This window comes from Streptomyces sp. MMBL 11-1 (genome assembly GCF_028622875.1).
Taxonomy (GTDB): domain Bacteria; phylum Actinomycetota; class Actinomycetes; order Streptomycetales; family Streptomycetaceae; genus Streptomyces.
Window position 1 is genome coordinate 4,222,082 of sequence record NZ_CP117709.1, and the last position, 25,634, is coordinate 4,247,715.

The 25,634-nt window shown below is 72.3% G+C and carries 23 protein-coding genes and 1 pseudogene; 20 read left to right on the forward strand and 4 right to left on the reverse strand.

Annotated elements, in window-relative coordinates; all coding sequences use genetic code 11:
* Positions 1-138: 138 nt before the first annotated feature.
* Positions 139-1,179, reverse strand: a complete 1,041-nt coding sequence (locus tag PSQ21_RS18580; RefSeq protein WP_274031679.1) for a helix-turn-helix transcriptional regulator — start codon at positions 1,177-1,179, stop codon at positions 139-141.
* Positions 1,180-1,280: 101 nt separating this feature from the next.
* Between PSQ21_RS18580 and PSQ21_RS18585 the strand changes: the two genes are divergently transcribed.
* The gene (locus tag PSQ21_RS18585; protein WP_274031680.1) at positions 1,281-1,556 is read left to right on the forward strand and encodes a 5'-nucleotidase; all 276 of its coding nucleotides are present in this window, start codon (positions 1,281-1,283) and stop codon (positions 1,554-1,556) included.
* Positions 1,553-1,873 carry a hypothetical protein gene (locus PSQ21_RS18590; RefSeq protein ID WP_030588701.1) on the forward strand — a complete coding sequence of 107 codons (321 nt, stop codon included), beginning with the start codon at positions 1,553-1,555 and terminating at the stop codon, positions 1,871-1,873. Before PSQ21_RS18585 ends, PSQ21_RS18590 begins: the two co-directional genes overlap by 4 nt.
* A 142-nt stretch (positions 1,874-2,015) precedes the next feature.
* Here PSQ21_RS18590 and PSQ21_RS18595 read toward each other — a convergent pair whose 3' ends face one another.
* The gene (locus PSQ21_RS18595) at positions 2,016-2,417 is read right to left on the reverse strand and encodes a TIGR03618 family F420-dependent PPOX class oxidoreductase (RefSeq protein ID WP_274031682.1); all 402 of its coding nucleotides are present in this window, start codon (positions 2,415-2,417) and stop codon (positions 2,016-2,018) included.
* Between the two features lie 176 nt (positions 2,418-2,593).
* Between PSQ21_RS18595 and clpB the strand changes: the two genes are divergently transcribed.
* Together clpB and PSQ21_RS18605 are read left to right on the forward strand one after the other, a co-directional pair.
* A complete protein-coding gene (gene clpB / locus PSQ21_RS18600) occupies positions 2,594-5,179 on the forward strand; it encodes an ATP-dependent chaperone ClpB (protein ID WP_274031683.1) in 2,586 nt (861 codons plus the stop codon).
* Between the two features lie 182 nt (positions 5,180-5,361).
* A complete protein-coding gene (locus PSQ21_RS18605; protein WP_274031684.1) occupies positions 5,362-5,907 on the forward strand; it encodes a YbjN domain-containing protein in 546 nt (181 codons plus the stop codon).
* 66 nt (positions 5,908-5,973) lie between these two features.
* On the opposite strand, the gene PSQ21_RS18610 is transcribed toward PSQ21_RS18605, so the two are convergent.
* Positions 5,974-7,170 (reverse strand): pyridoxal phosphate-dependent aminotransferase, encoded by a 1,197-nt coding sequence (locus PSQ21_RS18610; protein ID WP_274031685.1) that lies wholly within the window; start codon positions 7,168-7,170, stop codon positions 5,974-5,976.
* 137 nt (positions 7,171-7,307) lie between these two features.
* Here PSQ21_RS18610 and PSQ21_RS18615 point away from each other — a divergent pair, with 137 nt between their 5' ends.
* The 16 genes and pseudogenes from PSQ21_RS18615 to PSQ21_RS18690 all read left to right on the forward strand — a co-directional run bounded on the left by PSQ21_RS18615 (position 7,308) and on the right by PSQ21_RS18690 (position 23,857).
* Entirely contained in the window at positions 7,308-7,586 is a 279-nt protein-coding gene (locus tag PSQ21_RS18615; RefSeq protein WP_274031687.1) for a hypothetical protein, read from the forward strand.
* A gap of 322 nt (positions 7,587-7,908) precedes the next feature.
* Positions 7,909-8,430 (forward strand): DUF2617 family protein, encoded by a 522-nt coding sequence (locus PSQ21_RS18620; protein WP_215111745.1) that lies wholly within the window; start codon positions 7,909-7,911, stop codon positions 8,428-8,430.
* Between the two features lie 67 nt (positions 8,431-8,497).
* A complete protein-coding gene (locus tag PSQ21_RS18625; protein WP_274031688.1) occupies positions 8,498-10,096 on the forward strand; it encodes a polyamine aminopropyltransferase in 1,599 nt (532 codons plus the stop codon).
* Positions 10,097-10,245: 149 nt separating this feature from the next.
* The gene (locus PSQ21_RS18630) at positions 10,246-11,220 is read left to right on the forward strand and encodes an SRPBCC domain-containing protein (protein WP_274031689.1); all 975 of its coding nucleotides are present in this window, start codon (positions 10,246-10,248) and stop codon (positions 11,218-11,220) included.
* Between the two features lie 71 nt (positions 11,221-11,291).
* A complete protein-coding gene (locus tag PSQ21_RS18635; RefSeq protein ID WP_274031690.1) occupies positions 11,292-12,116 on the forward strand; it encodes an aldose epimerase family protein in 825 nt (274 codons plus the stop codon).
* A gap of 30 nt (positions 12,117-12,146) precedes the next feature.
* On the forward strand, positions 12,147-12,686 hold the full coding sequence (gene pyrE / locus PSQ21_RS18640; protein ID WP_274031691.1) for an orotate phosphoribosyltransferase: 540 nt from the start codon (positions 12,147-12,149) through the stop codon (positions 12,684-12,686).
* Positions 12,687-12,831: 145 nt separating this feature from the next.
* Positions 12,832-13,863: a class II fructose-bisphosphate aldolase gene (gene fbaA / locus PSQ21_RS18645; RefSeq protein ID WP_274031692.1), complete on the forward strand. Its 1,032-nt coding sequence runs from the start codon at positions 12,832-12,834 to the stop codon at positions 13,861-13,863.
* Positions 13,864-13,957: 94 nt separating this feature from the next.
* A complete protein-coding gene (locus PSQ21_RS18650) occupies positions 13,958-15,121 on the forward strand; it encodes a MalY/PatB family protein (protein WP_274031694.1) in 1,164 nt (387 codons plus the stop codon).
* Between the two features lie 243 nt (positions 15,122-15,364).
* Positions 15,365-16,876, forward strand: a complete 1,512-nt coding sequence (locus tag PSQ21_RS18655) for a DHA2 family efflux MFS transporter permease subunit (RefSeq protein ID WP_274031695.1) — start codon at positions 15,365-15,367, stop codon at positions 16,874-16,876.
* 154 nt (positions 16,877-17,030) lie between these two features.
* Positions 17,031-17,444 (forward strand): DUF3151 domain-containing protein, encoded by a 414-nt coding sequence (locus PSQ21_RS18660; protein ID WP_274031696.1) that lies wholly within the window; start codon positions 17,031-17,033, stop codon positions 17,442-17,444.
* Positions 17,445-17,573: 129 nt separating this feature from the next.
* The gene (locus PSQ21_RS18665) at positions 17,574-18,422 is read left to right on the forward strand and encodes a tryptophan 2,3-dioxygenase family protein (RefSeq protein WP_274031697.1); all 849 of its coding nucleotides are present in this window, start codon (positions 17,574-17,576) and stop codon (positions 18,420-18,422) included.
* On the forward strand, positions 18,415-19,689 hold the full coding sequence (gene kynU, locus PSQ21_RS18670) for a kynureninase (RefSeq protein ID WP_274031698.1): 1,275 nt from the start codon (positions 18,415-18,417) through the stop codon (positions 19,687-19,689). The genes PSQ21_RS18665 and kynU overlap by 8 nt, the downstream gene beginning before the upstream one ends.
* A gap of 122 nt (positions 19,690-19,811) precedes the next feature.
* A complete protein-coding gene (locus PSQ21_RS18675) occupies positions 19,812-20,714 on the forward strand; it encodes an alpha/beta hydrolase (RefSeq protein WP_274031700.1) in 903 nt (300 codons plus the stop codon).
* Between the two features lie 80 nt (positions 20,715-20,794).
* Positions 20,795-21,714, forward strand: a pseudogene (locus PSQ21_RS18680) (SDR family oxidoreductase).
* Positions 21,715-21,845: 131 nt separating this feature from the next.
* Positions 21,846-23,192, forward strand: a complete 1,347-nt coding sequence (locus PSQ21_RS18685; RefSeq protein ID WP_274031703.1) for a sensor histidine kinase — start codon at positions 21,846-21,848, stop codon at positions 23,190-23,192.
* Positions 23,189-23,857, forward strand: a complete 669-nt coding sequence (locus PSQ21_RS18690) for a response regulator (RefSeq protein WP_274031705.1) — start codon at positions 23,189-23,191, stop codon at positions 23,855-23,857. The genes PSQ21_RS18685 and PSQ21_RS18690 overlap by 4 nt, the downstream gene beginning before the upstream one ends.
* 21 nt (positions 23,858-23,878) lie before the next feature.
* Here the strand turns inward: PSQ21_RS18690 and PSQ21_RS18695 are convergent, their stop codons facing one another.
* Positions 23,879-25,543 (reverse strand): transposase, encoded by a 1,665-nt coding sequence (locus tag PSQ21_RS18695; protein ID WP_274031706.1) that lies wholly within the window; start codon positions 25,541-25,543, stop codon positions 23,879-23,881.
* Between the last annotated feature and the right edge of the window lie 91 nt (positions 25,544-25,634).

The window sequence follows — 25,634 nt, forward strand, 5'->3', positions numbered from 1 at the left end:
ACATCTGAGAACCCGGCACCCGTACCTGTAGCTGTACCCGTACCCGTACACGTACCCGTACGTCCGGACGTACCCCTGGCTGTGCCTCCCCCTTCCTCTTCCCCTCCCCCTCCCCCCGGGCCGTTGCCGTGGACGTCGTCACGTCCCGGCGCCCGGGGGGATCGCGTGTTCGGGGCCCGATTCCAGGATTCCCGAACGTGCGATCAGATAGCCGAGCTGGGCGCGGCTGCTGCTGCCCAGAGCGGCGGAGAGTTTGGCCACGTGCGCACGGCAGGTCCGGACGTTCATGCCGAGCCGGCGGGCGATGGAATCGTCGACGTGCCCCTCGACGAGGAGTTGGGCGATGGAACGCTGAACGCCACTGATTCCCTGGGGCATGGGGTCGTACTTGACCTCTTCGAGGAGAGGCGCGGCACGGGTCCAGAGTTGTTCGAAGACCTTCACGAGGTATTCGACGAGGCCGGGGTGGCGCAGTTCGAGGGCGACCTGGCGGTCGTCCTGCGCGGGAATGAAAGCGACCGTGCGGTCGAAGACGATCAGGCGCTCGATGAGTTCTTCGAGCGTCCGGATCTCCACGTTGTCGTTGGCTATGCGCTCGGCGTAGGCCAGGGTGCTGGGGCTGTGGCGCACCGTGTGCTGGTAGAGGGTGCGGATGCGTACCCCGCGGTGGACGACCGACAGCCCGCGCTCCAGCGACTTGCTGAGCTGGTCCTCGTTCCGGCCGCCGCCCGGCTGGACGGTGAGCACCTCGGCCCGGCACTCCGTGGTCGCGAGGTCGAGGGCCGCGTTGATCCGGTTGACGCCCTCCAGCACGGTGATGGCGTGCGTCGTGGGCGGGCCCTGGGCGCTGATGTCCATGAAAGGCTCGAAGCACTCGGTCAGTTCCACCGAATGCCGTCGGCGTTCCTGTATCTCGCGTTCTATGGGATGCAGGTGCTGGGCCAGCGCCGCCGACGGCGGCACCGGCCGGAGCCAGCCCGGGTCGTCCGGATCGGGATGGAGCAGGGCGAATTCCATCAGGCACGGAGCGGGTTCCAGCTCGCATCGGGCGATGCGGCCGGACCGGAGTGCGGTGGCGTAAAGACGTCCCCCCGCTTCGCACAGTTCGGTGATCCCGTGAGGATGTGTCGCATTTGTGTGGCTTGTGGTCATTTCTCCACCCCCCAGGTTCCTGAACATTCAGGAACATGATGCATCGACCCGGTGGTGTTCGCGTGCCCAGGTGGGACATCGTCTTAGGTGCGGGGGAGAAGAATCCACAAGTGAGGACGAAGCCGACTATGTACAAGCGAATGCTTCGCTCGGCGCTTGCCGCCTCGTTCGTCGCGGCCCTTGGACTCGGGCTGACGGGCGTCGGCGTCATGGGCGGCAGCGGCGAGCAGAAGGCTGTTCAGGCTGCAGCACCCGGTGACATCGGCTGGAACGCGCACGCCGCGGCTCCGGGTGACATCGGCTGGGCCGCACCTGCCGCAACCCCGGGTGACATCGGCTGGTTCGCGCCCGCCGCCGCCCCGGGTGACATCGGCTGGGTCGCTCCGGCCCGTACGGTCGCATGACCACCCCGCCGGACGACCGCACCTTCCGGCGCGAGATGGCAACCGCCTATCGCTCAGGGTGGCATTTCATCGATCTGCTCACGGCCCTCCCCCGCCGTGGCGACTCGTTGATGGTCACCCTGTTCGGAGAGCCGATCGTCGTGGTGATGGAAGAGGACGAGGACGTCCGCGCCTATCGCTGTCTCCGCCGGCCGCGCGGTGCGCCGCAGCCGGTCCGCTGTGCCGTCAGGTACGGCATGATCTTCGTCAATCTCGATCAGCGGGACCACGAGCTGTTCGACGCAGAACCCCTTTCCGCCACCCCCCGCAGTGCCTGAGCGATTCCCCCGTCGTCACCTATCGCTCCGGCGCTTCCCCCACACAGCGGCGTCACCGTGACCTGAACACGGTGGCGCCGTTGTGCTGTTCCCGTACGGGCGCTGTGCTCTTCTCCGGCACGGGGTGGCGTCCGGGGGCGCGTCAGGCCTTGCCGAGCGCCCGGTCGAGGGTGATCTCGATGACGACCCGGGTGGGGTTGATCCGCGGGGGGCGTCCGTAGCGCGCCTCGTGGCGGGCCTCCGCGTCCGCGACGGCCTCCGGCTCCGTGCGGATGACCGCGACGCCCTCCAGGGTCGCCCAGCGGGCCCTGTCGATCTGGCAGACGGCCACGCGCGCCCCGCCGGGACCCGCGGCCCGGATGTTGGCGACCTTGCGGCTGCCCCCGTCGGTGATCACGCGCGCCACCTTGGCCTCCGGGTCGTACGTCACGCACACCGGCACCACGTGCGGCGTGCCGTCCGGGCGGGGCGTCGTCAGGGTGGACAGGTGGCTCTCGCGCCAGAACGCGACGTATGCGGGAGCGGGGTCGTGTACGTCTGCCATGGGGGCAGCGTACGAGGGCGGCTCCGGAGCGCCCGCGGCGCGTCTGCGTAACGGGGAAACCCGGCGCCTGCGCCCGCAGCGGATGCGCGCCCGGCCTTGAGTGGAATAGACTCAACTTTGTGTACGTTGTTGAGGTCAACGCTTCAGTCACCAGCTGCGAGGAGGAGTAACCACACGTGGACGCCGAGCTGACCAACAAGAGCCGGGACGCCATCAACGCGGCCACCACCAGGGCCGTGAAGGACGGGCACGCCGATCTCACGCCGGGGCACCTGCTCCTCGCGCTGCTGGAGGGCCAGGACAACGAGAACGTCATCGACCTGCTCGCCGCTGTCGAGGCCGACCAGGCGGCGGTGCGGAGCGGGACCGAGCGGCTGCTCGGGGGCCTGCCCAGCGTCACCGGTTCCACCGTCGCCCCGCCGGGGCCCGACCGCGAGCTGCTCGCCGTCATCCAGGACGCCGCCCAGCGGGCCAAGGAGCTGGGTGACGACTACATCTCCACCGAACACCTGCTGATCGGCATCGCGGCCAAGGGCGGCCGGGCCGGTGAGATCCTCGACGGGCAGGGCGCCAGTGCCAGGAAGCTGCTGGCCGCATTCGAGACGAGCAGGGGAGGGCGCCGGGTGACCACACCCGACCCGGAGGGCCAGTACAAGGCCCTGGAGAAGTTCGGCACCGACTTCACGGCCGCCGCGCGCGAGGGCAAGCTGGACCCGGTCATCGGCCGCGACCAGGAGATCCGCCGCGTCGTGCAGGTGCTGTCGCGCCGGACGAAGAACAACCCCGTCCTGATCGGTGAGCCCGGCGTCGGCAAGACCGCCGTCGTCGAAGGGCTCGCCCAGCGCATCGTCAAGGGCGACGTGCCCGAGAGCCTGAAGAACAAGCGGCTCGTCTCGCTGGACCTCGGCGCGATGGTCGCCGGCGCGAAGTACCGCGGCGAGTTCGAGGAGCGCCTGAAGACCGTCCTCTCCGAGATCAAGGAGAGCGACGGCCGGATCATCACGTTCATCGACGAACTGCACACCGTCGTCGGCGCGGGCGCCGGCGGCGACTCCGCCATGGACGCGGGCAACATGCTCAAGCCGATGCTGGCCCGCGGCGAGCTGCGCATGGTCGGCGCGACGACGCTCGACGAGTACCGCGAGCGCATCGAGAAGGACCCCGCCCTGGAGCGGCGCTTCCAGCAGGTGCTGGTCGCCGAGCCCTCCGTGGAGGACACCATCGCGATCCTGCGCGGGCTCAAGGGCCGTTACGAGGCCCACCACAAGGTCCAGATCGCGGACTCGGCGCTGGTGGCCGCGTCCACCCTCTCCGACCGCTACATCACCTCCCGTTTCCTCCCCGACAAGGCCATCGACCTGGTCGACGAGGCTGCCTCCCGGCTCCGTATGGAGATCGACTCCTCGCCCTTGGAGATCGACGAACTCCAGCGCTCCGTCGACCGGTTGCGCATGGAGGAGCTGGCGCTCAAGAACGAGTCCGACCCCGCCTCCAAGGAGCGTCTGGAGAAGCTGCGCCGCGACCTCGCCGACAAGGAGGAGGAGCTGCGCGGCCTCAACGCCCGCTGGGAGAAGGAGAAGCAGGGCCTCAACCGGGTCGGTGAGCTGAAGGAGCGCCTCGACGAGCTGCGCGGTCAGGCCGAACGCGCCCAGCGTGACGGCGACTTCGACGCCGCCTCCAAGCTGCTGTACGGGGAGATCCCGGGCCTGGAGCGGGAGTTGGAGGAGGCCGCGGAGGCGGAGCAGGAGGCCTCCAAGGACACCATGGTCAAGGAGGAGGTCGGCCCGGACGACATCGCGGACGTGGTCGGCGCCTGGACCGGCATCCCGGCCGGACGGCTGCTGGAGGGCGAGACCCAGAAGCTGCTGCGGATGGAGTCCGAGCTGGGCAAGCGGCTGATCGGGCAGAGCGAGGCCGTGCAGGCCGTCTCCGACGCCGTACGCCGCACGAGGGCCGGCATCGCGGACCCCGACCGGCCCACCGGGTCGTTCCTCTTCCTCGGGCCCACCGGCGTCGGCAAGACCGAGCTGGCCAAGGCGCTCGCGGACTTCCTGTTCGACGACGAGCGGGCCATGATCCGCATCGACATGAGCGAGTACGGCGAGAAGCACAGCGTCGCCCGTCTCGTCGGGGCCCCGCCCGGCTACGTCGGCTACGAGGAGGGCGGCCAGCTCACCGAGGCCGTCCGCCGCCGCCCGTACAGCGTCGTACTGCTGGACGAGGTCGAGAAGGCCCACCCCGAGGTCTTCGACGTCCTGCTCCAGGTCCTCGACGACGGCCGGCTCACCGACGGCCAGGGCCGCACGGTCGACTTCCGCAACACCATCCTCGTCCTCACCTCCAACCTCGGCTCCCAGTTCCTGATGGACCCCCTGGTCAAGCCCGAGGTCAAGAAGCAGCAGGTGCTGGAGGTGGTGCGGGCCTCCTTCAAGCCGGAGTTCATCAACCGGCTCGACGACCTGGTGGTCTTCTCCGCCCTGTCCGGCGACGAGCTCGCGCACATCGCCGGGCTCCAGATCGACCGGCTGGCGGCCCGGCTGGCCGACCGGCGGCTCACCCTGGAGGTCTCCCCCGAGGCGCTGGCCTGGCTCGCCGAGGAGGGCAACGACCCGGCGTACGGGGCACGGCCGCTGCGCCGGCTGATCCAGAGCGCGATCGGCGACCGGCTGGCCAAGGAGATCCTGTCCGGCGAGGTCCGCGACGGTGACACCGTACGGGTGGAGCGGGCCGAGGACGGGCTGACCGTCGGGCCCGCCTCGTAACCACCGGTCATGAGGCGTCGCGGTCTGTCGTCGCACGTCCGCGACGCCGTCCGGGCCGGTGCCCGGCGGCTCCCGTCCCCCGCGCTGTCTGTCAGCTTGTGGCGGATCGGGGCCGTCCGGGCTTGCCATGCCCCGCCCGCCATGGGAGAGGATGGCCGTACTCGTCACGAAGGGAAATAACGGTGAGCATCGATCCGTCCTCGATTCCTAATTTCGGGGGCCAGCCCGAACCGCAGGCGGCAGGACCGGAGGGCCCCGTCGTCCCTGACCAGGACCTCGTCAAGCAGCTCCTGGACCAGATGGAGCTGAAGTACGTCGTCGACGACGAGGGCGACCTCGCGGCGCCGTGGGAAGAGTTCCGGACGTACTTCATGTTCCGGGGCGAGGACGAGCAGCAGGTCTTCTCGGTCCGTACGTTCTACGACCGCCCCCACGCGCTCGACCAGCGTCCGGTCCTGCTGGACGCCATCGACGACTGGAACCGCCGCACGCTGTGGCCCAAGGTCTACACCCACGCCCACGAGGGCGAGGAGGGCGAGGCGGGTTCCGTCCGGCTGATCGGTGAGGCGCAGATGCTCATCGGCACCGGCGTCAGCCTGGAGCACTTCGTCTCCTCGACGGTGAGCTGGGTCCGCGCCTCGATCGAGTTCGACAAGTGGCTCGTCGAGCGCCTCGGCATCCAGCCCGCCGAGGGCGGGACGGAGGGCGAGGCGCCCGCGGGCGCCTGACCCCACGGTCCACGGCAGCGGCCCGGGCGGCGGTCACCACGACCGCCGCCCGGGCCGTCCGCGTACTCAGCCCAGCCGTGCCAGCCGCTCCACCGCCTCCTCCAGGACCTCGTCCTTCTTGCAGAAGGTGAAGCGGACCTGGCTGCGGCCCGCCTCCGGGTCGTCGTAGAAGACCGAGTTCGGCACGGCGGCCACCCCGCAGCGCTCCGGGAGCGCGCGGCAGAAGGCGCCCGCGTCCTCGTCGCCGAACGGGGAGATGTCGGTGGTGATGAAGTACGTCCCCTCCGGTTCGTACACGCGGAAGCCCGCGGCGCGCAGTCCCTTCGCCAGCAGGTCCCGCTTGCGGCGCATGTCCTCCCGGAACGCGGTGAAGAAGGCGTCGGGCAGGGCGAGCGCCTCGGCGATCGCGTACTGGAACGGCCCCCCGCTCACGAAGGTCAGATACTGCTTCGCCGCGCGCACGGCGGCCACCAGCGGCGCGTCCCCGGTGACCCAGCCGATCTTCCACCCGGTGTACGAGAACGTCTTGCCCGACGAGGAGATTGACACCGTGCGCCCGCGCATCCCGGGGAGCGCGGCGATCGGGTGGTGCGCCCCCGCGAAGACCAGGTGTTCGTACACCTCGTCCGTGACGACCAGCAGGTCGTGCTCCACCGCGAGGGCCGCGATCCCGGCCAGCTCGTCGGGGGTGAGCACCGCGCCGGTCGGGTTGTGCGGGGTGTTCAGGAGCAGGAGGCGGGTGCGCGGGGTGATGAGGGTGCGCAGCTCGTCGAGGTCCGGCCGGAAGTCCGGGGCGCGCAGGGTGAGGGGGACGCGCTGCGCGCCCGCCATGGCGATGCAGGCGGCGTACGAGTCGTAGTACGGCTCGAAGGCGATGACCTCGTCGCCCGGTTCGAGCAGGGCGAGCAGGGAGGCGGCGATCGCCTCGGTGGCCCCGGTCGTCACCAGGACCTCCGTCTCCGGGGACCAGGTCAGGCCGTAGAAGCGTTCCTGGTGGGCGGCGACGGCGGTGCGCAGCTCCGGGACGCCGGGGCCCGGCGGGTACTGGTTGCCGTGCCCGGTGCGCAGCGCCCGGACCGCCGCCTCCCGGATCTCCTCGGGTCCTTCGGTGTCGGGGAAGCCCTGGCCGAGGTTGATGGAGCCGGTCCGCACGGCCAGCGCGGACATCTCCGCGAAGATCGTCGTGCCGAACGCGGCGAGGCGGCGGTTGAGCAGTGGCCGCCCGTCCGCCGGGGTTCCCTGGGTCGCTCGTCCCTGTGTCATGGGCGCCATCCTGGGCCGAAGCTCTGGAGTTGCTCAAGTCCGCTTTGGCGCGCGGAGGACCTGGGAATCCCCCTGTCACAACAACGGGGAAGCGGTGGGGGACCTCGCTTCGGGGGAAAGAAAGGCGAGTGGGGAACATGAACGTCTTCATCGCTGTGCTGGTTTCGGTGGTCGTCATCGGAGCGCTGCTGGCCGGTCTGCGGGTCACCGGCGGGCGTGGGCCGGCCGCGCCGCGCGCCGGGCGCCGGCGCTCCGCGAGCGGGGCCTCCGCCGATGGCGGGGGCTCCGGTGGCGGCTGGTGGGCGGGTGGCACCGACTCCGGCACCGACTCCGGCAGTGGCGGCGGGCACTCCTGCGGCGGGGGTTCGTCGTGCGGGGGCGGCGGCGGGGGCGGTTGCGGCGGGGGCGGCAGCTGACCCGGCAGCCACCGGCGCGCAGTCACCGAACGTGACATGACTTCGGGCGTCCGGAGGGTGAACTCCCTACGGACGCTCTTTTGTTGAGCGACGCGGACGTTTTTGGTTGAACAAGTGAACCGGTGGGCCCCCGGGGGGATGGAAACCACGGCAAGTTGGGCGAAAACGCTGTGAGTGGTCGTACTTCGTGATTCCCTCGTTGAAGAGAACAATCAGCCCTCGGACCCCAGTCGGACCAGATCGGGCGCTCCCCACCTCCCACGTGCGGCAACCCGGGGCGTCCTGCTGTCCATGTGTCCATGTGTGTTTGCGGAGCCCACCCATGCTCACCACCCTCCAGACGGCCTACTCCGACACCCGCGCCGCCGACCTGGCCTGGATGCTGGGACGGGAGCCGCTGCCTGCCCTGGCGGTCCTCGATCTCCAGCTCGGCGGCGCCGAACTCCAGTTGAGGCTGCTCGGCGCCTCTCATCAGGTCCTCCTCCAGGAGGACCGCGGCGTCTGCTCCGAGACCGTGGCCTGTATGCCCGGCAGCAGCACCCCCCTGCCCCTCGGCGTCGCGAAGCGGCTCGGGGACTGGGAGTACGAATTCGCGGCACGTGTCGAGACCCTGACGCAGGGACAGTTCGCCGGGCGGGCACAGGAGTTGCTCGCCCTGGTGAGCGACCACCCGCACGGTCTGGCGGGCACTTTTCCCGGCAGCCCGTACGCCTTCACCGCGATGCTCGCCCAGCGCACCGAGGGCCAGGTGCGGTGGCGCACCTGGCACGCGTACCCGCAGGAAGGGCAGTTGGTGGTGACCCGGACCAGGGTGGGGGTGCGCATTCCCGCGCCCGCGGCCTGACCGGCGGCGGCACTTGCACCCGTGTGGGTGACAGGCCGCGACGATGCGGTGACGTAGCGTTCGCATCATGATCGACCAGCAGATATCGCCGCGAGGGGGCGCGGCGCGGCTTCCCGTACGGCCGAGGACCGGTCGGTTCCTCGTGCTGGCCGCGGTCTTCGTCTGCGCCGCCTGCGGCCTCGTCTACGAGCTCGAACTGGTCGCGCTCGCCTCCTACCTGATCGGTGATTCGGTCACCCAGGCCTCCGTCGTGCTCTCCGTGATGGTGTTCGCGATGGGCATCGGCTCCCTTCTCGCGAAACGTTTGCGCTGCCATGCCGCCGTCGGTTTCGGGATGGTCGAGGCGGCCCTCGCGCTGATCGGCGGCTCCTCCGCGCTGGTGCTCTACGCCTCGTTCGCCTGGCTCGGCGACTCGCAGTACGCCCTGGTGGGGTTCTCGCTGGCGATCGGGGTGCTGATCGGCGCGGAGATCCCGCTGCTGATGACGCTGATCCAGCGCGTCGACCGGCAGGACGCCGGCGGGGCCGTCGCCGACCTCTTCGCCGCCGACTACGTGGGCGCGCTGGTCGGCGGGCTCGCGTTCCCGTTCCTGCTGCTGCCGGTGCTGGGGCAGTTGACCGGTGCGCTGTTCACCGGCGCGGTCAACGCGGCGGCGGGCGGCGCCCTGGTCCTGTGGGTGTTCCGGCGCGACCTCAGCTCCCGCTCCCGGTGGCTCCTCGTCCTGGTCAACGTCCTGGTGATCGCGGTCCTGGCCACCGCCACGGTGCTGGTCGACGACTTCGAGCGGGCGGCGCGGCGGGCGGTCTACGGGGACCAGGTGCGGGTCGCCGTGCAGAGCGGGGTGCAGGAGGTCGTCCTGACCGGCGCCGACCGCGCTTCCCTCGACCTCTATCTGGACGGCAGGCTGCGGGTCAGCGCCCGCGACGAGTACCGCTACCACGAGGCGCTGGTGCACCCCGCGATGAACGGGCCCCGCGCCCGCGTGCTCGTCCTGGGCGGCGGCGACGGGCTCGCCGCCCGCGAGGTGCTGCGCTACCGGGACGTCCGCTCGGTCACCGTCGTCGAGCTGGACCCGGCGGTCACCCGACTGGCCCGCACGGACCCCGCCCTCTCCGAGCTGAACGGCCACGCCTTCCGTGACCCCCGCGTCACGGTGGTCGGGGCGGACGCGTTCCCCTGGCTCCGGTCCGACCGGGGGCGCTACGACGTGGTGATCTCCGACCTTCCGGACCCGGGCATCACCGCCAGTACGAAGCTGTACTCCGCGGAGTTCTACGGGCTGGTCGCGGAGGCCCTGGCCCCGGACGGGCGGCTCGTGGTGCACGCCGGGCCGCTGGGGACCCGGCCGCGGACCTTCTGGACGGTGGAGGCCTCGGTGCGCGCCGGCGGACTCGCGACCTGCCCGTACCGCGTCACCGGCCGGTACGCGGGCCTCGCCGCGAGCCCGGACCGGGGCGGCGGCGAGGACCTGGAGCGGGAGGACTGGGGCTTCCTCCTCGCCGGACCGGGCGCCGCGCCGCAGCCCGCGCTGGCCGACGGAGGGCCCGTACCGCGGTCGCTGGGCGGCGGGGAGCTGCGCGAGGGGGCGCGCGCGGCGGACGACGCCCGGCTGCCGGGGCTGATTCCGTCGACGCTGATCCACCCCCGGTACTGGGAAGAGGTGTGAGCCCGTCCGGGGTGCCGGGCGGGGTGCGGTCGGTGGCCGACCAGGCGGCCGGCCCGACGGCCGCCCCGGTGGCCGTCCCGGCGAGCGGACCGGCTTTCGGCGGGCGGAAGCGCTGACGTCCGGGCCGGGGCCGATTAGGCTCGGTTTCCATGGAGCATGAGGTGTTCGTTCCGGTTCCCGTCCCGACCCTGCTGCGCGCGCTGGGCGACCCCGCCCGGGTCGCCCGCTGCGTCCCCGGCCTCCAGCAGGACGCCGACGCGTCGGCGTCGCCCCTGGTGGGCCGGCTGAAGCTGCGGGCCGGCGGTCACACCATCACCTACCGGGGCGAGCTGCGGCTCACCGGCCCGGAGGGCCCCGGCGGTCCGGAAGGGCAGCGCTTCTCGGTGACCGGGCAGGGCGTGGAGGCCCGGGGCGCCGGTGCGGTCGAGCTGGCCCTGACCATCGGCCTCACGGAGGCGGACGGCGGGACGGCGCTCGCCTACAGCGGCACGGCGAGCGGGGACGGGCGGCTGGCCGAGCTGGAGGAGGGCGCGGCGCTCGCGGCCGCCCACCGGCTCCTGGACCGCTTCACCCAGCAGCTGGTGACGGAGTCGCTGGCGGTACGGGACGAAGGCGCGGGCGAGGACGCGGGCGTGGACGCGGGCGTGGAGAGCGGCGGCGACGACGCGGACGGCACGGTGGTCGCCGAGGGGCTTGAGGGCGACGAGGACACGGCCGATGACGCCGGGAGCGATGACGCCGGGGGCGAGGGTGCCCGGGGCGGAGGTGCCGGGGGCGAGGGTGCCCGGGGCGAAGGCGTCGGTGCTGTGGTCGGCGACGCCGATGCGGAGGAGCCCGGGGCCGTGTTCGACGCGCCCGTGCCGCCGCCCTCGCTCGACCCGGTCGCCGGCGTGGAGTTCACCGTTCCGGACGAACCGCCCGCCGAGGCCGCGCACGCCCGCCGCACCATGATCGGGCGCAGCGCCGAGGAGGTCGACCACGCGCCCCCACGGGGCCGCTACGCCCCCGTGCCCTCCCCGGAGGCGGGCGGTGCGAGCACCGCCCTGCGGTGGGTCGCCCCCGCCGCCGCCCTCGCGCTCGCGTCCGCCGTGGTGCTGAGCCGGGCGTTGCGACGCCGGAGGTGACGGGCGTCGGAGGCGGCGGGCACGAGAGGCACCGCGCGCCGGAGGCGGGCGCGGGCCAGTAGGGTCGTCGGGTGAGCAGGAGCGAAGAGAACGTCAGACTGACCGTCGGCGACGCCGAGTTGACCGTCGACCCCGTGCACGGCTGCCGGATCAGCAGCCTGCGGATCGGGGGCGCCGAAGTGCTCCGCCAGGGCGAGCGGTACGGCTGCTTCCCGATGGTGCCCTGGTGCGGGCGCACCGGGAACGGCGAGTTCCGCAACGGCGACGAGCTCCACCGGCTGCCGCTGAACTCCCCGCCGCACGCCATCCACGGCACCGGCCGCGACACCTCCTGGCAGCCGGCGTTCACGGCCGCCGAGCTGGAGGAGGGGCGGGCCGCGTTCTACTACGACCTCGCCGAGCCCTGGCCGTACCGGGGCCGGGTGACGCAGACCTTCGAGCTGACCGGGGACGCGCTGACGCTGGGCCTCGCCGTCGAGACGTCACGCGACTCCTTCCCGGCCCAGGCCGGCTGGCACCCCTGGTTCCACCGCACCCTCGACGGCGTGGACGTCGAGCTGTCCTTCGACGCCGCCTGGCAGGAGGAGCGCGGCGCGGACCATCTGCCCACCGGCCGACGCATCGACCCCCTGCCCGGTCCGTGGGACGACTGCTTCGGCATGCCCGACGGCGTGGACGTGAAGCTCACCTGGCCGGAGCGGCTGGAGCTGACGGTGAAGAGCCGCAGCGAATGGGTGGTCGTCTACGACGAGCAGGACGAGGCCGTCTGCGTCGAGCCGCAGTCCGGGCCGCCGAACGGGCTGAACACCGCGCCCCGGCTGGTGACCCCGATCGACCCGCTGGAGATCACGACGACCTGGAGCTGGGCGCGGCCCGGCGCCGGTCCCCGGCCGTAGGCCCGGCCCGTACCGCTTACCCTCGTGGACATGACTGACGTACGCGCTGACCTGCTCCAGCAGATCAAGGACAAGGCCGTGGTGCACGGCAAGGTGACCCTCTCCTCGGGTCTGGAAGCCGACTGGTACATCGACCTGCGCCGGATCACGCTGGACGGCAAGGCCGCGCCGCTGGTCGGTCAGGTCATGCTCGACGCCACCGCCGAGCTGGACTACGACTGCGTCGGCGGGCTGACCCTGGGCGCCGACCCGGTCGCCACCTCGATGCTGCACGCCTCCGCCGCCCGCGGTGCGAGCCTGGACGCGTTCGTCGTCCGCAAGGCGCAGAAGGCGCACGGGATGCAGCGCCGTATCGAGGGCACCGACGTGAAGGGCCGCCGCTGCCTGGTCGTCGAGGACACCTCGACGACGGGTGGTTCGCCGCTGACCGCCGTCGAGGCGGTGCGCGAGGCGGGCGGCGAGGTCGTCGCCGTCGCCGTGATCGTCGAGCGCGGTGCCGCCCCGGCCATCGCCGAGGCCGGTCTGCCCTACGTGCACGTCTACTCGGTGGCCGACCTCGACCTGGGCTGAGCCCGGGGCGGACCCTGTTTCACGTGAAACAGGGTCCGCCGGGTGGAGCCGGATGAGGAGTCTGGGAAGATGGGGGCGACGATGACGTCGCCCCCAGGTCAGGGACTCACAGCCTGCACACCCGCACATCCCAAGGAGCGGTCAGATGCCCATCGCAACCCCCGAGGCGTACGCCGAGATGCTCGACCGGGCAAAGGCGGGCAAGTTCGCCTACCCGGCCATCAACGTCACCTCGTCCCAGACCCTGCACGCCGCCCTGCGCGGCTTCGCGGAGGCCGAGAGCGACGGCATCATCCAGATCTCCACCGGCGGTGCGGAGTTCCTGGGCGGCCAGCACAACAAGGACATGGTCACGGGTGCGGTCGCCCTGGCCGAGTTCGCGCACATCGTCGCCGCGAAGTACGACGTCACCATCGCGCTGCACACCGACCACTGCCCCAAGGACAAGCTGGACGGTTACGTACGTCCGCTGCTCGACGTCTCCGCGGAGCGCGTCGCCAAGGGTCTGAACCCGCTGTTCCAGTCCCACATGTGGGACGGTTCGGCCGAGACCCTCGCCGACAACCTGGCCATCGGCCAGGAGCTGCTGGCCAAGGCCGCCGCCGCCAAGATCATCCTTGAGGTCGAGATCACCCCGACCGGCGGTGAGGAGGACGGCGTCACGCACGAGATCAACGACGAGCTGTACACGACCGTCGACGACGCGCTGCGCACCGCCGAGGCGCTCGGTCTGGGCGAGAAGGGCCGCTACCTGCTGGCCGCCTCCTTCGGCAACGTCCACGGCGTCTACAAGCCGGGCAACGTCGTGCTCCGCCCCGAGCTGCTGAAGGACCTCCAGGCGGGCGTCTCCGAGAAGTACGGCAAGCCGGCCGGCAGCCAGCCGTTCGACTTCGTCTTCCACGGCGGCTCGGGCTCCACCGCCGAGGAGATCGCCACCGCGCTGGAGAACGGCGTCGTGAAGATGAACCTCGACACCGACACCCAGTACGCCTTCACCCGCCCGGTCGTGGACCACATGTTCCGCAACTACGACGGTGTCCTGAAGGTCGACGGCGAGGTCGGCAACAAGAAGACCTACGACCCCCGCACCTGGGGCAAGGCCGCCGAGGCGGGCATGGCCAAGCGCGTCACCGAGGCCTGCGGCCACCTGCGCTCCACGGGTACGAAGCTGAAGTAACCACCCGTCCGCACGGACGTACGGTGTCGGGCCCGGTCCTCCTTCAGGGGGCCGGGCCCGTTGCCGTACCGGGAGAGAGAGAAGAGGCCCCGTTGTGGGTGCGACTTACGATTTCGACGCCGTCGTCGACCGCCGGGGCACCTGGTGCGTCCAGTGGGACGGGGTCGCTGACCGGTTCGGGGCCGACGGGCTGCTGCCGTTCACCATCTCCGACATGGACTTCGCCACGGCCCCCGAGGTCCTGGCCGCGCTCCGGGCCCGCCTGGAGCACGGGGTGTTCGGCTACACCACCTGGCAGCAGGACGACTTCCGCTCGGCGATAGCCCACTGGTACGCCACCCGGTACGGCACCACGATCGACACCGGGCAGCTGGTCTACGGGCCGTCCGTGCTCAACCAGCTCTCCCAGCTGCTCCGGATGTGGACGGGGGAGGGGGACGGCGTCGTCGTCCACACCCCCACGTACGACGGCTTCCGCAAGGCGGTCACCGGGCTCGGGCGCGAGCTGCGGGGGGTGCCGGTGGGGGACGAGGAGGCGCTGGAGCGCGAGCTGTCGCGGGCGGACGCGAAGGTGCTGGTGCTGTGCTCGCCGCACAACCCGACGGGCCGGGTGTGGACGGCCGACGAGCTGGCCCGGACGGCCGCGCTGGCCGAGCGGCACGGGGTCGCGGTGATCAGCGACGAGATCCACGCGGACTTCGTGCACGACGGCGGAGTGGGGCGCGTCCATGTGCCGTGGACGCGGGTGGCGGGCGCCGGGCGCTGGGCGCTCGTCTCCTCCGGTTCGAAGGCGTTCAACTTTCCGGCGCTGACCGGTTCGTACGGGCTGATCGGCGACCCGGCCGACCGGGCGGAGTTCGTGCGCCGGATGGAGACGGGGGAGGGCCTGGCGTCGCCGGCCGTCCTGTCGTTGACCGCGCACATCGCGGCGTACCGGGAGGGGGCGGCGTGGCTGGACGCGGTACGGGCGTACGTGGCGGGGAACCTGGATCACGTCGCGGAGCGGCTGGGGGCCGCCTTCCCCGAGCTGGGGTGGGAGCCGCCGCAGGCCGGGTACCTGGCCTGGATCGACCTGCGGCCGCTGGGGGTGGACGACGAGGCGTTGCAGCGGGAGCTGGTGGAGCGGGAGAAGGTGGCGATCATGGGCGGCTCCGTCTACGGGGCGCCCGGGTTCGTCCGGCTGAACGTGGGGTGCCCTCGGGAGAAGGCGGTGCGGGGGGTGTCGGCGTTGGTGCGGGCGGTGGAGGCCGTGCGGTAGGGGTGGCCCCGGGGGCGTTGCCCCCCCGGGGACCCGTTGCGGGGGCGTTGCTCCCCGGCCCCCGTTGCGGGAGCGTGCCCCCCGGCCCCCGTTGCGGGGGCGCTGCCCCCGCGCCCCCGCTCCTCAATCGCCGGAGGGGCTGGATGTGTGCCCCCGGTCCGTCCAGTGCGGGCCCAGAGGTGGTGAATGGTTCGGTCACGGGCTTGATGAGCGGGGCAGGGCAAGTCGGGGCAAGCTGCTTCCATGGCTGATGCCCCCGCGCCCGGAGAGATCCGGGTCGTCTCGCCCGTCGGGCGGTGGGTCGTCCTGACCACCGTGCTCGGCTCCAGCATGGCGATGCTGGACTCCACGGTCATCAACGTGGCCCTGCCCCGCATCGGCGAGGACCTCGGCACCGGCATGGCCGCGCTCCAGTGGACCGCCAACGCGTACATGCTCACGCTCGCCGGGCTGATCCTCCTCGGCGGTGCGCTCGGGGACCGGTACGGGCGGCGGCGGGTGTTCGTCGTGGGGGTGGTGTGGTTCGCGGCGGCCTCCCTGCTCTGCGGGCTCGCGCCGAACGCGGCGGTTCTCGTCGCCGCCAGGGCCCTGCAAGGAGTGGGGGGCGCGCTGCTCACCCCGGGGTCCCTCGCGCTCATCCAGGCCAGTTTCCATCCGGACGACCGGGCCCGGGCCGTCGGGCTGTGGTCCGGGTTCGGCGGAGTCGGGGCGGCCGTGGGCCCCTTTCTGGGCGGGTGGCTCGTCGACGGGCCCGGATGGCGGTGGGTGTTCCTGCTCAACCTGCCGCTCGCCGCCCTCTGCGTGCCCGTCGCGCTCCGGCACGTACCGGAGTCGCGGGATCCGGCGGCGCACGGCCGGTTCGACGTGCTGGGGGCGGCCCTCGGGGCGCTGGCGCTCGCCGGGGTGACGTACGCCCTGATCGAGGCCCCGGGGCGGGGCGCGTCGCCGGCGGTGCTCGGGACGGCCCTCGGCGGCCTCGCCGTCGGAGTGGCGTTCGTCCTGGTCGAGCGGCGGCGGGCGGATCCCATGCTGCCGCCGTCGATCTTCCGCTCCCGCCTGTTCACCTCGGTCAACCTGGTGACCTTCTGCGTCTACGCGGCCCTCGGCGGCTTCTTCTTCCTCTCCGCGATCCAGCTCCAGGTGGTCGCCGGGTACTCGGCGCTGGGGGCCGGTACCGCGCTGCTGCCGACCACGGTCCTGATGCTGCTGTTCTCCGCCCGGTCGGGGGAGCTGGGGCGACGGATCGGGCCGCGCATCCCGCTCACCGCGGGGCCGCTGCTGGCCGCCGCCGGGATGCTCCTGATGCTGCGGGTGGGGCCGGGCACCCCGTCCGTCGGTTCGTACGTCCGTGAGGTGCTGCCGGCCGTATCGGTGCTCGGCGCCGGGCTCGTCGTGGTCGTCGCGCCGCTCACCGCGACCGTCCTGGCCGCCGTGGACGCCGGGCGGGAGGGGCTGGCCAGCGGCATCAACAACGCCGCCGCGCGGGCCGCGGGGCTCATCGCGGTGGCCGCCCTCCCGCTGGTCGCCGGGATGGGGCCCGAGGCGTACCGGGACGCGGGCGAGTTCGCCACGGCCTTCCGGCGGGCGATGCCGATGTGCGCCGGGCTGCTGGTGGCCGGTGCGGCCCTCGCCTGGTGGACGGTGCGCACTCCGGCCGCCGCCGTCCGCGGCGGTGAGCGGCCCGCGTGCGCGGTGCACTGCGGGGTCGCCGCCCCGCCGCTGGAGCCGGAGCGCGCTCCGGACACCGAGCGGTGACCCGGGCCCCCGGGCCTGCGCACGCCGAGCGGTGACCCGTTCCTGGCGGGCGGCCCGGGCCCTCGCGCGACCGGGCCCGGCCGGGGCGCGATGTGTCAGGGGCAGGTGCCGGGGCGTGGTGCCGCCGGGCCGTCGCGGCAGGCACACTTGAGCCATGTCCATCCACGAGAACCTGCTCGGCGGCCCCGCCCCGACCCACCTCCCCGACGACCCCGAGCCGCGCGAGCTGCTCGCCGCCGGCACCCCGCCCGCCGAGGTCGCCGCGAAGTACCCCACCTCCTCGCTCGCCTGGGCGCAGCTCGCCGACGAGGCGTTCGAGGGCGGCCGGGTCGTCGAGTCGTACGCGTACGCCCGTACCGGCTACCATCGCGGCCTCGACTCGCTGCGCCGGGCCGGGTGGAAGGGCCACGGCCCCGTCCCGTTCGAGCACGAGCCGAACCGCGGCTTCCTGCGCGCGCTGCACGCCCTGGCGCGGGCCGCCGGGTCGATCGGCGAGACCGAGGAGCACGAGCGCTGCTCGGCGTTCCTGCGGGACTCCTCGCCGACCGCCGCCGACATCCTGAGCTGACTCCCGGGCGTCTCCCCGCCCGGGCGGGCCGGGCGGGGAGCCGCTTAGTATGCGAGCAGGGGACCGGAGCTCCATCACCTCACGGAAGGGGCGGACCGCTACCCGGAAGCTCGTGTCGAGGAGACAGAAATGTCGACGAATCACCCCGACCCCGAAGCCACCGGTGCGGAGACCCCGCACCTGGACTTCGCGGGAACGACTCCGTACGAGGACTATGTCCAGGCGGATGTCCTGACCCACCTCCAGCACCTCCGCTCGGACGATCCCGGCGAGATGGTCTTCCTGGTCACCACCCAGGTCATGGAGCTGTGGTTCACGGTCATCGTCCACGAGTGGGTGACCGCGACCCGTGCCCTGCGCGAGGACCGCATACCCGTCGCGCGCGACGCCCTGAAGCGTTCGCTGCGTGAGCTGGAGGCGCTCAACGAGTCCTGGCGGCCGCTGGCCGGACTCACCCCCGCCCAGTTCAACTCCTACCGGGGGGCCCTCGGCGAGGGCTCCGGGTTCCAGTCGGCGATGTACCGGCGGATGGAGTTCCTGCTCGGCGACAAGTCCGCCTCCATGCTGGTACCGCACCGGGGCGCGCCCCGTGTGTACGCCGAGCTGGAGAAGGCGCTCGGGGAGCCCAGCCTGTACGACGAGACGCTCGCCCTGCTGGCCCGGCGCGGGTACGCGATTCCCGAGGCGGTCACCGGCCGGGACCTGACCCAGCGGTACGAGCCGTCGCCCGAGGTCGAGGCCGTCTGGGCGGAGATCTACGCCTCCGACGACCAGAACGACGAGCTGGTGCGCCTCGGCGAGCTGCTCACCGATGTCGGCGAGCTCGTCTGGCGCTGGCGCAACGACCACCTCGTCGCCACCCGGCGCGCGATGGGCTCCAAGACCGGCACCGGCGGCTCCGCCGGGGTGGCCTGGCTGGAGAAGCGCGCCACGAAGAACGTGTTCCCCGAGCTGTGGACGGCGCGCAGCCATGTCTGAGACCACCCGCGCCGTTCCGCGCGCCGACCTCCGGGAGCATGCGGACCCCCGGGAGCGAGCGGACCTCCGGGAGCGAGCGCTCGTCCTCGACGCCGCCGATCCGCTCGCCTCGCGGCGGGAGCTCTTCGCGCTCGACGACGGCGTCTACCTCGACGGCAACTCGCTGGGCGCGCTGCCCGTCCACGTACCCGCCCGGGTCAGGGACGTCCTCACCCGCCAGTGGGGTGAGCTGCGCATCCGGTCCTGGGACGAGAGCGGCTGGTGGACCGCGCCCGAGCGGATCGGCGACCGGATCGCCCCGCTCGTCGGGGCCGCCCCGGGCCAGACCGTCGTCGGGGACTCGACCAGTGTGAACGTCTTCAAGGCCGTCGTCGCCGCCGCCCGGCTCGCGGGCGAGGGACGCGACGAGATCCTGGTTGACGCCACGACCTTTCCCACGGACGGGTACATCGCCTCCTCCGCCGCCCGGCTCACCGGTCACCGGATCGTGCCGGTCGCGCCCGCCGATGTCCCGGCCGCGCTCGGACCCCGCACCGCCGCCGTGCTGCTCAACCACGTCGACTACCGCTCCGGGCGGCTGCACGACCTGCCCGGACTGACCGCCGCCGCCCACGAGGCGGGAGCGGTCGCGGTGTGGGACCTCTGCCACAGCGCCGGCGCGCTGCCCGTCGGGCTGGACGAGCACGGGGTGGACCTGGCGGTCGGCTGCACCTACAAGTACCTGAACGGCGGCCCCGGTTCGCCCGCGTACCTGTACGTCGCCGCGCGTCACCAGGCCGCGTTCGACTCGCCGCTGCCGGGCTGGAACTCGCACGCCGACCCGTTCGGCATGACCCCCGACTACGCCCCCGCGGACGGTTCCGCACGGGGCCGGGTCGGCACGCCCGACATCGTCTCCATGCTGACGCTGGAAGCGGCGCTGGACGTGTGGGACGGGGTCTCCGTCGACGTGGTGCGGGCCAAGTCCCTCGCCCTGACGGACTTCTTCCTGGAGTGCGTCGAGGCGTACGTCCCGGCGGGCCGGGTCACCTCCGTCACCCCGGCCGCGCACGCCGAACGCGGCAGCCAGGTCGCCCTGCGCTGCGACGGGGCGGAGCCCGTGATGCGCCGGCTGATCGAGCGGGGCGTCGTCGGTGATCTGCGGCGGCCGGACGTGCTGCGGTTCGGCTTCACCCCGCTGTACGTGGGATTCGCCGACGCGGAACGGGCGGCGCGGATCCTCGCCGAGGTGCTCGCCGAGGTGTCCGACGGGGACACCGTCGGCTGACGGGTCGTCACCGTCCGTCCGGCCGGGCGGGGACGGTGCCGAGTGCTGGTACCGTCCCCGCAGGTCAGCCCAGTTGGGCGAGAACACAGGCACTGGACACAGGCATAGGACGGTTGAGCAGCATGTCGGATTCTGCCGCGCGTGATCGGGACGTCGCCGAGACGGAGTCGGCGTTCGCGCATCCGGAGGTCGCGCCCGACCGGTCCGCCGCCTACGGGGACCACCCCGACCAGGTCGTCGACTTCTACGCCCCGCGCGACGGCCGCACCGGCGCCCCGCTCGTCGTCCTCCTGCACGGCGGCGCCTGGCGGGCCCCGTACGACCGGGCCCATGTCTCCCCGCTCGCGGACTTCCTGGCCCGCCGGGGCTTCGCCGTGGCGAGCGTGGAGTACCGGCGCGGCGGGGACGACATCCCGCGGCAGCGCGGCGGGGAGAGCGCCCGGCCGGGTGGCGGCGACCCCGTGGCGGGGCGCTGGCCGGAGACCTTCGACGACGTGGCGGCGGCGATGGACGCGATGCCCGTGCTGGCCGCCCGCGAGCTGCCGGGGGCCGATGTGCGGCGGATCGTGGTCACGGGGCACTCGGCGGGCGGGCACCTCGCCCTGTGGGCGGCGGCGCGGCACGTCCTGCCCGAGGGCTCGCCGTGGCGGCTGCCCGCCCCGCCGCCGCTGCGCGGGGTCGTCGCCCTGGCCCCCATCGCGGACTTCACGGCGGCGGCCGAGCTGGGGGTGTGCGGCGGTGCGGTCGCTCAACTCCTGGGCGAGGAAGCCGATGCCGAGGCCCGGGCGGCGCAGGCCGACCCCGTGCTGCTGCTGCCGACCGGCATCGCCACCGCGATCGTGCACGGCGTCGAGGACGTCGTTGTCCCGCGTGCCGTCTCCGAGGCGTACGTCGACGCGGCGGCCCGGTCCGGCGAGATGGTGGGGATGACACTGCTCGGCGGCGTCGGCCACTTCCCGCTGATCGATCCGGCCGCCGACGCCTGCGCCGTCGTGGCCGAGGAGATCACCCAGCTCGCCTGGTGAGCCGGTGCCGGCGCCGGTGACGTTGCGGGTGCCGGTTGTCGGATGGCCGGGGGCCGGGGGCCGGGTGGCCGGATGGCCGGATGGCCGAGTTGCGGACGGAACGTGTCCGCAAGGGTCTCTACGTTGGTCCTGTTGCCGCTCACACGGAGCCGGAACCGACGAAGGAGACCTCATGACGATCCTGGTGACCGGAGCCACGGGAACGGTCGGCCGCCGCGTGGTCGAGCAGCTGCTGGAGCGCGGCGAGCACGTCCGGGCCCTGACCCGCGACCCGGCGCGGGCGGATTTCCCGGACGGGGTCGACGTCATGCGCGGCGACCTCACGGACCCGGCGTCGCTGCGCCCCGCGCTGGACGGGGCGAGCGGGCTGCACCTCATCACCTTCGGCGGTGAGTTCTTCGCCCCGCTGGAGACCGGGGAGGAGATCCTCGACCTGGCCCGGAAGGCCGGTGTGCGCCGCGTGACCGTGCTCCACGGCGGCGGGGAGAGCCCGATGGAGGCGGCGGTGCGCGCGAGCGGACTCGCCTGGACCGTCGTGATGCCGGTGGAGTTCATGGCGAACGCCCTGGAGTGGGCGCCCGGCATCAGGAGCGAGGGCGTGGTGCGCGAGCCCTTCGTCGACCGGCTGAGCGCGATGGTCCACGAGGCGGACATCGGCGCGGTGGCGGCCGCCGCACTCACCGAAGACGGTCACGGCGGCCAGGAGTACCTGATCACCGGACCGCAGGCGCTGACCGTCGGCGACAAGGTGGCGGCCGTCGCCGCGGCGCGCGGCGCGGACGTCGAGCTGGTCGAGCTGACCGAGGAGCAGGCGCTGGAGACCTGGCGGGGCCAGGGCATGCCGGAGGACGTGATCGCCTTCCTGATCGACGTCTACCGGGACACCCCGCCGGAGGGCCGGACCGTGACCGACACGGTGGAGAAGGTCACCGGGCGGCTGGCGCGAACCTTCGCCCAGTGGGCCGGGGAGCACGCGGACCATTTCCGCGCGCAGGCCTGAAAGGGCCGCTGAGCAGGGGGTTCTCCGGTCCCTGGCGCGGTACGGCGGAGGCGGGTAGTCCTTGAGACGGACGCCCCGGAATCCGTAGCGATGGTGACGACCCGCCGTGCGCCGCCGCCTACCGTGGAAGCGTGACCGAGACCCAGACAAAGACCAGCAGCCCGGAGTTCCGGGCAGCCGCAGGGGCGATAGACGGCCTGCGGGAGGACCTCCTGCGCCAGGTGTTCGCCTACCGGCCCCTGCCGCCGCTGAACCCCGACGGACGGCTGATCCGGCGGCTGCCGGAGGGCATGCGCAGGCTCGTGGTCTGGATCCCGCACGCCCTGGTGCTGTTCGCCGCCTTCCTGGTGATGATGGCCGGGTTCGCGGAGTGGGACTACCGCTTCCTGATGGGCGTGGTGCCCGCGATCCCGGTCGCGATGACCCTGATCCGCCCGGTCGCCGCGTTCTGGGGATCGATGCTGGCGACCGTCTTCTGCGGGGTTCTGGGCGGCGATCTGTGGAATCCGAGCTCCTTCATGGCCCAGGTGGTGGTCATGGTGGTCGTGGCCGCCCGGACCCGGCCCCGTACGGCCGCGTGGATGTGGCTCCTGACCCTGCTGTTCGGGGTGCTGGTGGAGGCCGGGGACCCGTCGGTCACCGCGCCCCTGGCGACCCTCTCCGCCTTCGCGCTGCTCGTCGTCGCCGTGGTCCAGATCCGGCGCGACGCCGAGCGCGAGGTCACCGTGCAGCGCACCGTCACCGCCGTCGAGCGCGACCGGCGCACCCTGCTGGAGGAGCGCACCACCATCGCCCGGGAGCTGCACGACGTGGTGGCCCACCACATGTCGGTCGTCGCGATCCAGGCCGAGGCCGCCCCCTACCGGGTCGAGAACCCGCCGCCGGAGCTGGAGCAGGCCTTCGTCACCATCCGGGAGAACGCGGTGGCCGCCCTCACCGAGCTGCGCCGTGTCCTCGGCGTCGTACGGGCGGAGGACTACGAGGCCCCCGACGCCCCGCAGCCCACCCTCGCCGCGCTCGACGGGCTCCTGGACAACGTCCGCGAGACGGGCCTGGAGACGGAGAAGGTGATCACCGGGGCCGTCCGCGACCTGCCGCAGGGCGTCGAGCTGTCGGCGTACCGGATCGTCCAGGAGGCCCTGAGCAACAGCCTGCGGCACGCGCCGGGCGCCTCCGCCCGGGTCGAGCTCGGCTATGTCCTGGGCGGGCTCGGGCTGCGTGTGGTCAACGGGCCCCCGCGCGGTCTGGTCAAGCCCTCGCCGGGGGCCGGGCACGGGATCACCGGGATGCGGGAGCGGGTCGCGATGCTGAACGGCGAGATGACGGCCGGGGCCACGGAGGACGGCGGATACGAGATCGCCGTGTTCCTCCCCGTACCGCTGTCGGACGGGCCGGAGCCGCGGGAGACGGCCGGCGGCACGGCGGAGACGACGGGCGACGCGGACACGGTCGTCGTCGAACGGGGCGGCGGCGCATGAGCGGCACCGACATCCGCGTCCTGATCGTCGACGACCAGATGATGGTCCGCGAGGGCTTCTCGGTCCTGCTCAACGCGATGCCGGGGATCACCGTCGTCGGCGAGGCGGTCGACGGACGTCAGGCCCTCGCCCAGGTCACCGCGCTGCGCCCGGACGTGGTGCTGATGGACATCCGCATGCCGGAGATGAACGGCATCGAGGCGACCCGCGAGATCGTCGCGCGGGACGCCGACGCGAAGGTGCTGGTGCTGACGACCTTCGACCTCGACGAGTACGTCTACCAGGCGCTGCGGGCCGGGGCCTCGGGCTTCCTCCTCAAGGACGCCTCCGCCCGGCAGCTCGCCGACGGGGTACGGGTGGTGGCCTCGGGCGAGGCGCTGCTCGCCCCGACGGTGACCCGGCGGCTGATCACCGAGTTCTCCAAGCTCGCGGAGACGCCGCGTCCGCCCGCCCTGGCCCGGATCGGCGATCTCACCGAACGCGAGACGGAGGTGCTCGTCCTGATCGCGCAGGGGCTCTCCAACGCGGAGATCGCCTCGCACCTGATCGTCGCCGAGTCCACGATCAAGACGCACGTCAGCCGCATCCTGGTGAAGCTGGGGCTGCGCGACCGGACCCAGGCGGCGGTGTTCGCGTACGAGGCGCGGCTGGTCACGCCGGGGTAGCAGGACGTGCGAGGCGGGCGTTCAGGTGGGTGACATGCACGTGTCCTTCGACCGTTCCTGACCAGAGCACATCAGTGGGTCTTGGGTCCACTGATGTGCTCTGGGCGCATCCCGAACGGTTTTGGGTGCGCTGGGTTGCCGCTTTCGCGTCCCGTTCGGCGGCACGTCTCTGTGGGCGTGGTCCGTTGCGGGTGGGCGGGTTCCCTCGCGCTCTTGTGCACCTGGTGCGGCCTGGGCGGTCCGATGCCCCACATGATCACTCCGGTCGTGTGGGGGCGGTGCCGTCCGACGCCGGATCGGGTGTCCGAGGGCGCGTCTCCCGATGGCGATACCGGCGGCATCGTGACGGGACATCTTTCGTCGGGGTGTGGTCAGCGGTTTCTGCCAGTGCTGGCCGCCCCACTTGGAGGTGTAGGCGGGATCGACAGCGATGATCGCCATACCCTGTTCCGCGGCCATCGATACCAGCCGTGCCTTGAGTCTGCTGGTGGGGATGCCGGAGACCAACTGCCGGAACCTTTTGCGGCGGCCGTGCTTCTCCCGGGTCTTCTCCGCGCTGAAGTCGAGGTCCTCGATACCGATCCCGGTGACGCCGGTCTGTTTGGCCCAGTGCAGGAGCGGGGTCAGGGCGTGGCGTATCTGCGCATCACGGTGGTGGCTGGTGCCGGAGAGGTCGTAGGCGAAGTGGTGTGGTTCGCCGACGGGGTTGCCGTGCTGGTCGAGGTGGTAGGCGGCGAAGTGGTCGGCGTTGGTGTCGACACCGATCACACTCCCGGCCCGGGCAGTCTCCCACGGGATGTTCTGCACGAGAGGGCGTTGCCAGGACGCGGTCAGATACCAGCGGCCCCGGGCGGTGTCTAGGTGGACCCGGTAGGCGACAGCCCGGTTCGCCTGGATGCGGTCGGCCCATTCCACACCCCGGTGTGCGAAAGCCACTGTCGGTGCGAGGGTGTAGCGCCGGTGCTTGGTGTTGGCCAGGTGGGCCAAGGCGGCGGGCAGTATGATGCTGACTTGGCCGTCGGGGGTGACGCGGATGGTCTCGTTCCCGAATCGCTTTCCCGACTCACCGTTCGCAGTCAGGGACCAGCGTTCCGCCTCCCACCGCTCCCGCCATCGTTCCTCGGTGAGCCCGGCGTCCGCGAGGTGGTGGCGGGTGTTGAGGAGGCGTTTGCCGCCGCGCACGACCCGCACCCGACCCGTACGCCAGTCCGCCACAGTGGCAGCATGCTGTGTCTCCAGGTCCGCGAGCCGGCGGGACTTGCGGAACCACTCGCCCTTGGAGCGGTATCCGCCCGCCGCACGCTTGGTGCCCTTCGCCCCGATCGGGAGTGACAACCGGTACTTCAGCGTCCGGATCCCGTCCTCCATCGACCGGATGTGCGCGGCCTGACAGCGACGGGCGAGCGCCCACTGATCGTTACTGGTCTGGGTGATCACCCCGGCGATCCGCGACGACGTCACCTTCGTCAGCTCCCGCTTACGCGACGCCCAGGTACCAGCACCATGTTCCAGGCCGTCCGCGCAGCGAATCTTCAGGTCACGCGAAGCGAGCGCGCCTTGGTGCTCACCGACCGCCCGCAGCACCCGCTCATCCTCGGCAGTGAGGAGCTTCAGGCGGTCCCGCACCGCCACCCCCGAAGGACTCGATACCACAAACGGCGCCGCCAACGCGCGCACACCCACCATCACACCTCCGCCCCAACGCCGGACAACCCGTCACCCAACCCAACGAGCAACCCTCGTCGAGGTCACCCATTCGGCTTCAGAACTCCTGTTC

Bases quoted from the DNA above. Each gene is read 5' to 3' on its own strand.
- PSQ21_RS18580 (WP_274031679.1), bottom strand. From the start codon at position 1,179: ATGTTCAGGAACCTGGGGGGTGGAGAAATGACCACAAGCCACACAAAT.
- PSQ21_RS18585 (WP_274031680.1), top strand. From the start codon at position 1,281: ATGTACAAGCGAATGCTTCGCTCGGCGCTTGCCGCCTCGTTCGTCGCG.
- PSQ21_RS18590 (WP_030588701.1), top strand. From the start codon at position 1,553: ATGACCACCCCGCCGGACGACCGCACCTTCCGGCGCGAGATGGCAACC.
- PSQ21_RS18595 (WP_274031682.1), bottom strand. From the start codon at position 2,417: ATGGCAGACGTACACGACCCCGCTCCCGCATACGTCGCGTTCTGGCGC.
- PSQ21_RS18610 (WP_274031685.1), bottom strand. From the start codon at position 7,170: ATGACACAGGGACGAGCGACCCAGGGAACCCCGGCGGACGGGCGGCCA.
- PSQ21_RS18615 (WP_274031687.1), top strand. From the start codon at position 7,308: ATGAACGTCTTCATCGCTGTGCTGGTTTCGGTGGTCGTCATCGGAGCG.
- PSQ21_RS18620 (WP_215111745.1), top strand. From the start codon at position 7,909: ATGCTCACCACCCTCCAGACGGCCTACTCCGACACCCGCGCCGCCGAC.
- PSQ21_RS18625 (WP_274031688.1), top strand. From the start codon at position 8,498: ATGATCGACCAGCAGATATCGCCGCGAGGGGGCGCGGCGCGGCTTCCC.
- PSQ21_RS18630 (WP_274031689.1), top strand. From the start codon at position 10,246: ATGGAGCATGAGGTGTTCGTTCCGGTTCCCGTCCCGACCCTGCTGCGC.
- pyrE (WP_274031691.1), top strand. From the start codon at position 12,147: ATGACTGACGTACGCGCTGACCTGCTCCAGCAGATCAAGGACAAGGCC.
- fbaA (WP_274031692.1), top strand. From the start codon at position 12,832: ATGCCCATCGCAACCCCCGAGGCGTACGCCGAGATGCTCGACCGGGCA.
- PSQ21_RS18655 (WP_274031695.1), top strand. From the start codon at position 15,365: ATGGCTGATGCCCCCGCGCCCGGAGAGATCCGGGTCGTCTCGCCCGTC.
- PSQ21_RS18660 (WP_274031696.1), top strand. From the start codon at position 17,031: ATGTCCATCCACGAGAACCTGCTCGGCGGCCCCGCCCCGACCCACCTC.
- PSQ21_RS18665 (WP_274031697.1), top strand. From the start codon at position 17,574: ATGTCGACGAATCACCCCGACCCCGAAGCCACCGGTGCGGAGACCCCG.
- kynU (WP_274031698.1), top strand. From the start codon at position 18,415: ATGTCTGAGACCACCCGCGCCGTTCCGCGCGCCGACCTCCGGGAGCAT.
- PSQ21_RS18675 (WP_274031700.1), top strand. From the start codon at position 19,812: ATGTCGGATTCTGCCGCGCGTGATCGGGACGTCGCCGAGACGGAGTCG.
- PSQ21_RS18690 (WP_274031705.1), top strand. From the start codon at position 23,189: ATGAGCGGCACCGACATCCGCGTCCTGATCGTCGACGACCAGATGATG.
- PSQ21_RS18695 (WP_274031706.1), bottom strand. From the start codon at position 25,543: ATGGTGGGTGTGCGCGCGTTGGCGGCGCCGTTTGTGGTATCGAGTCCT.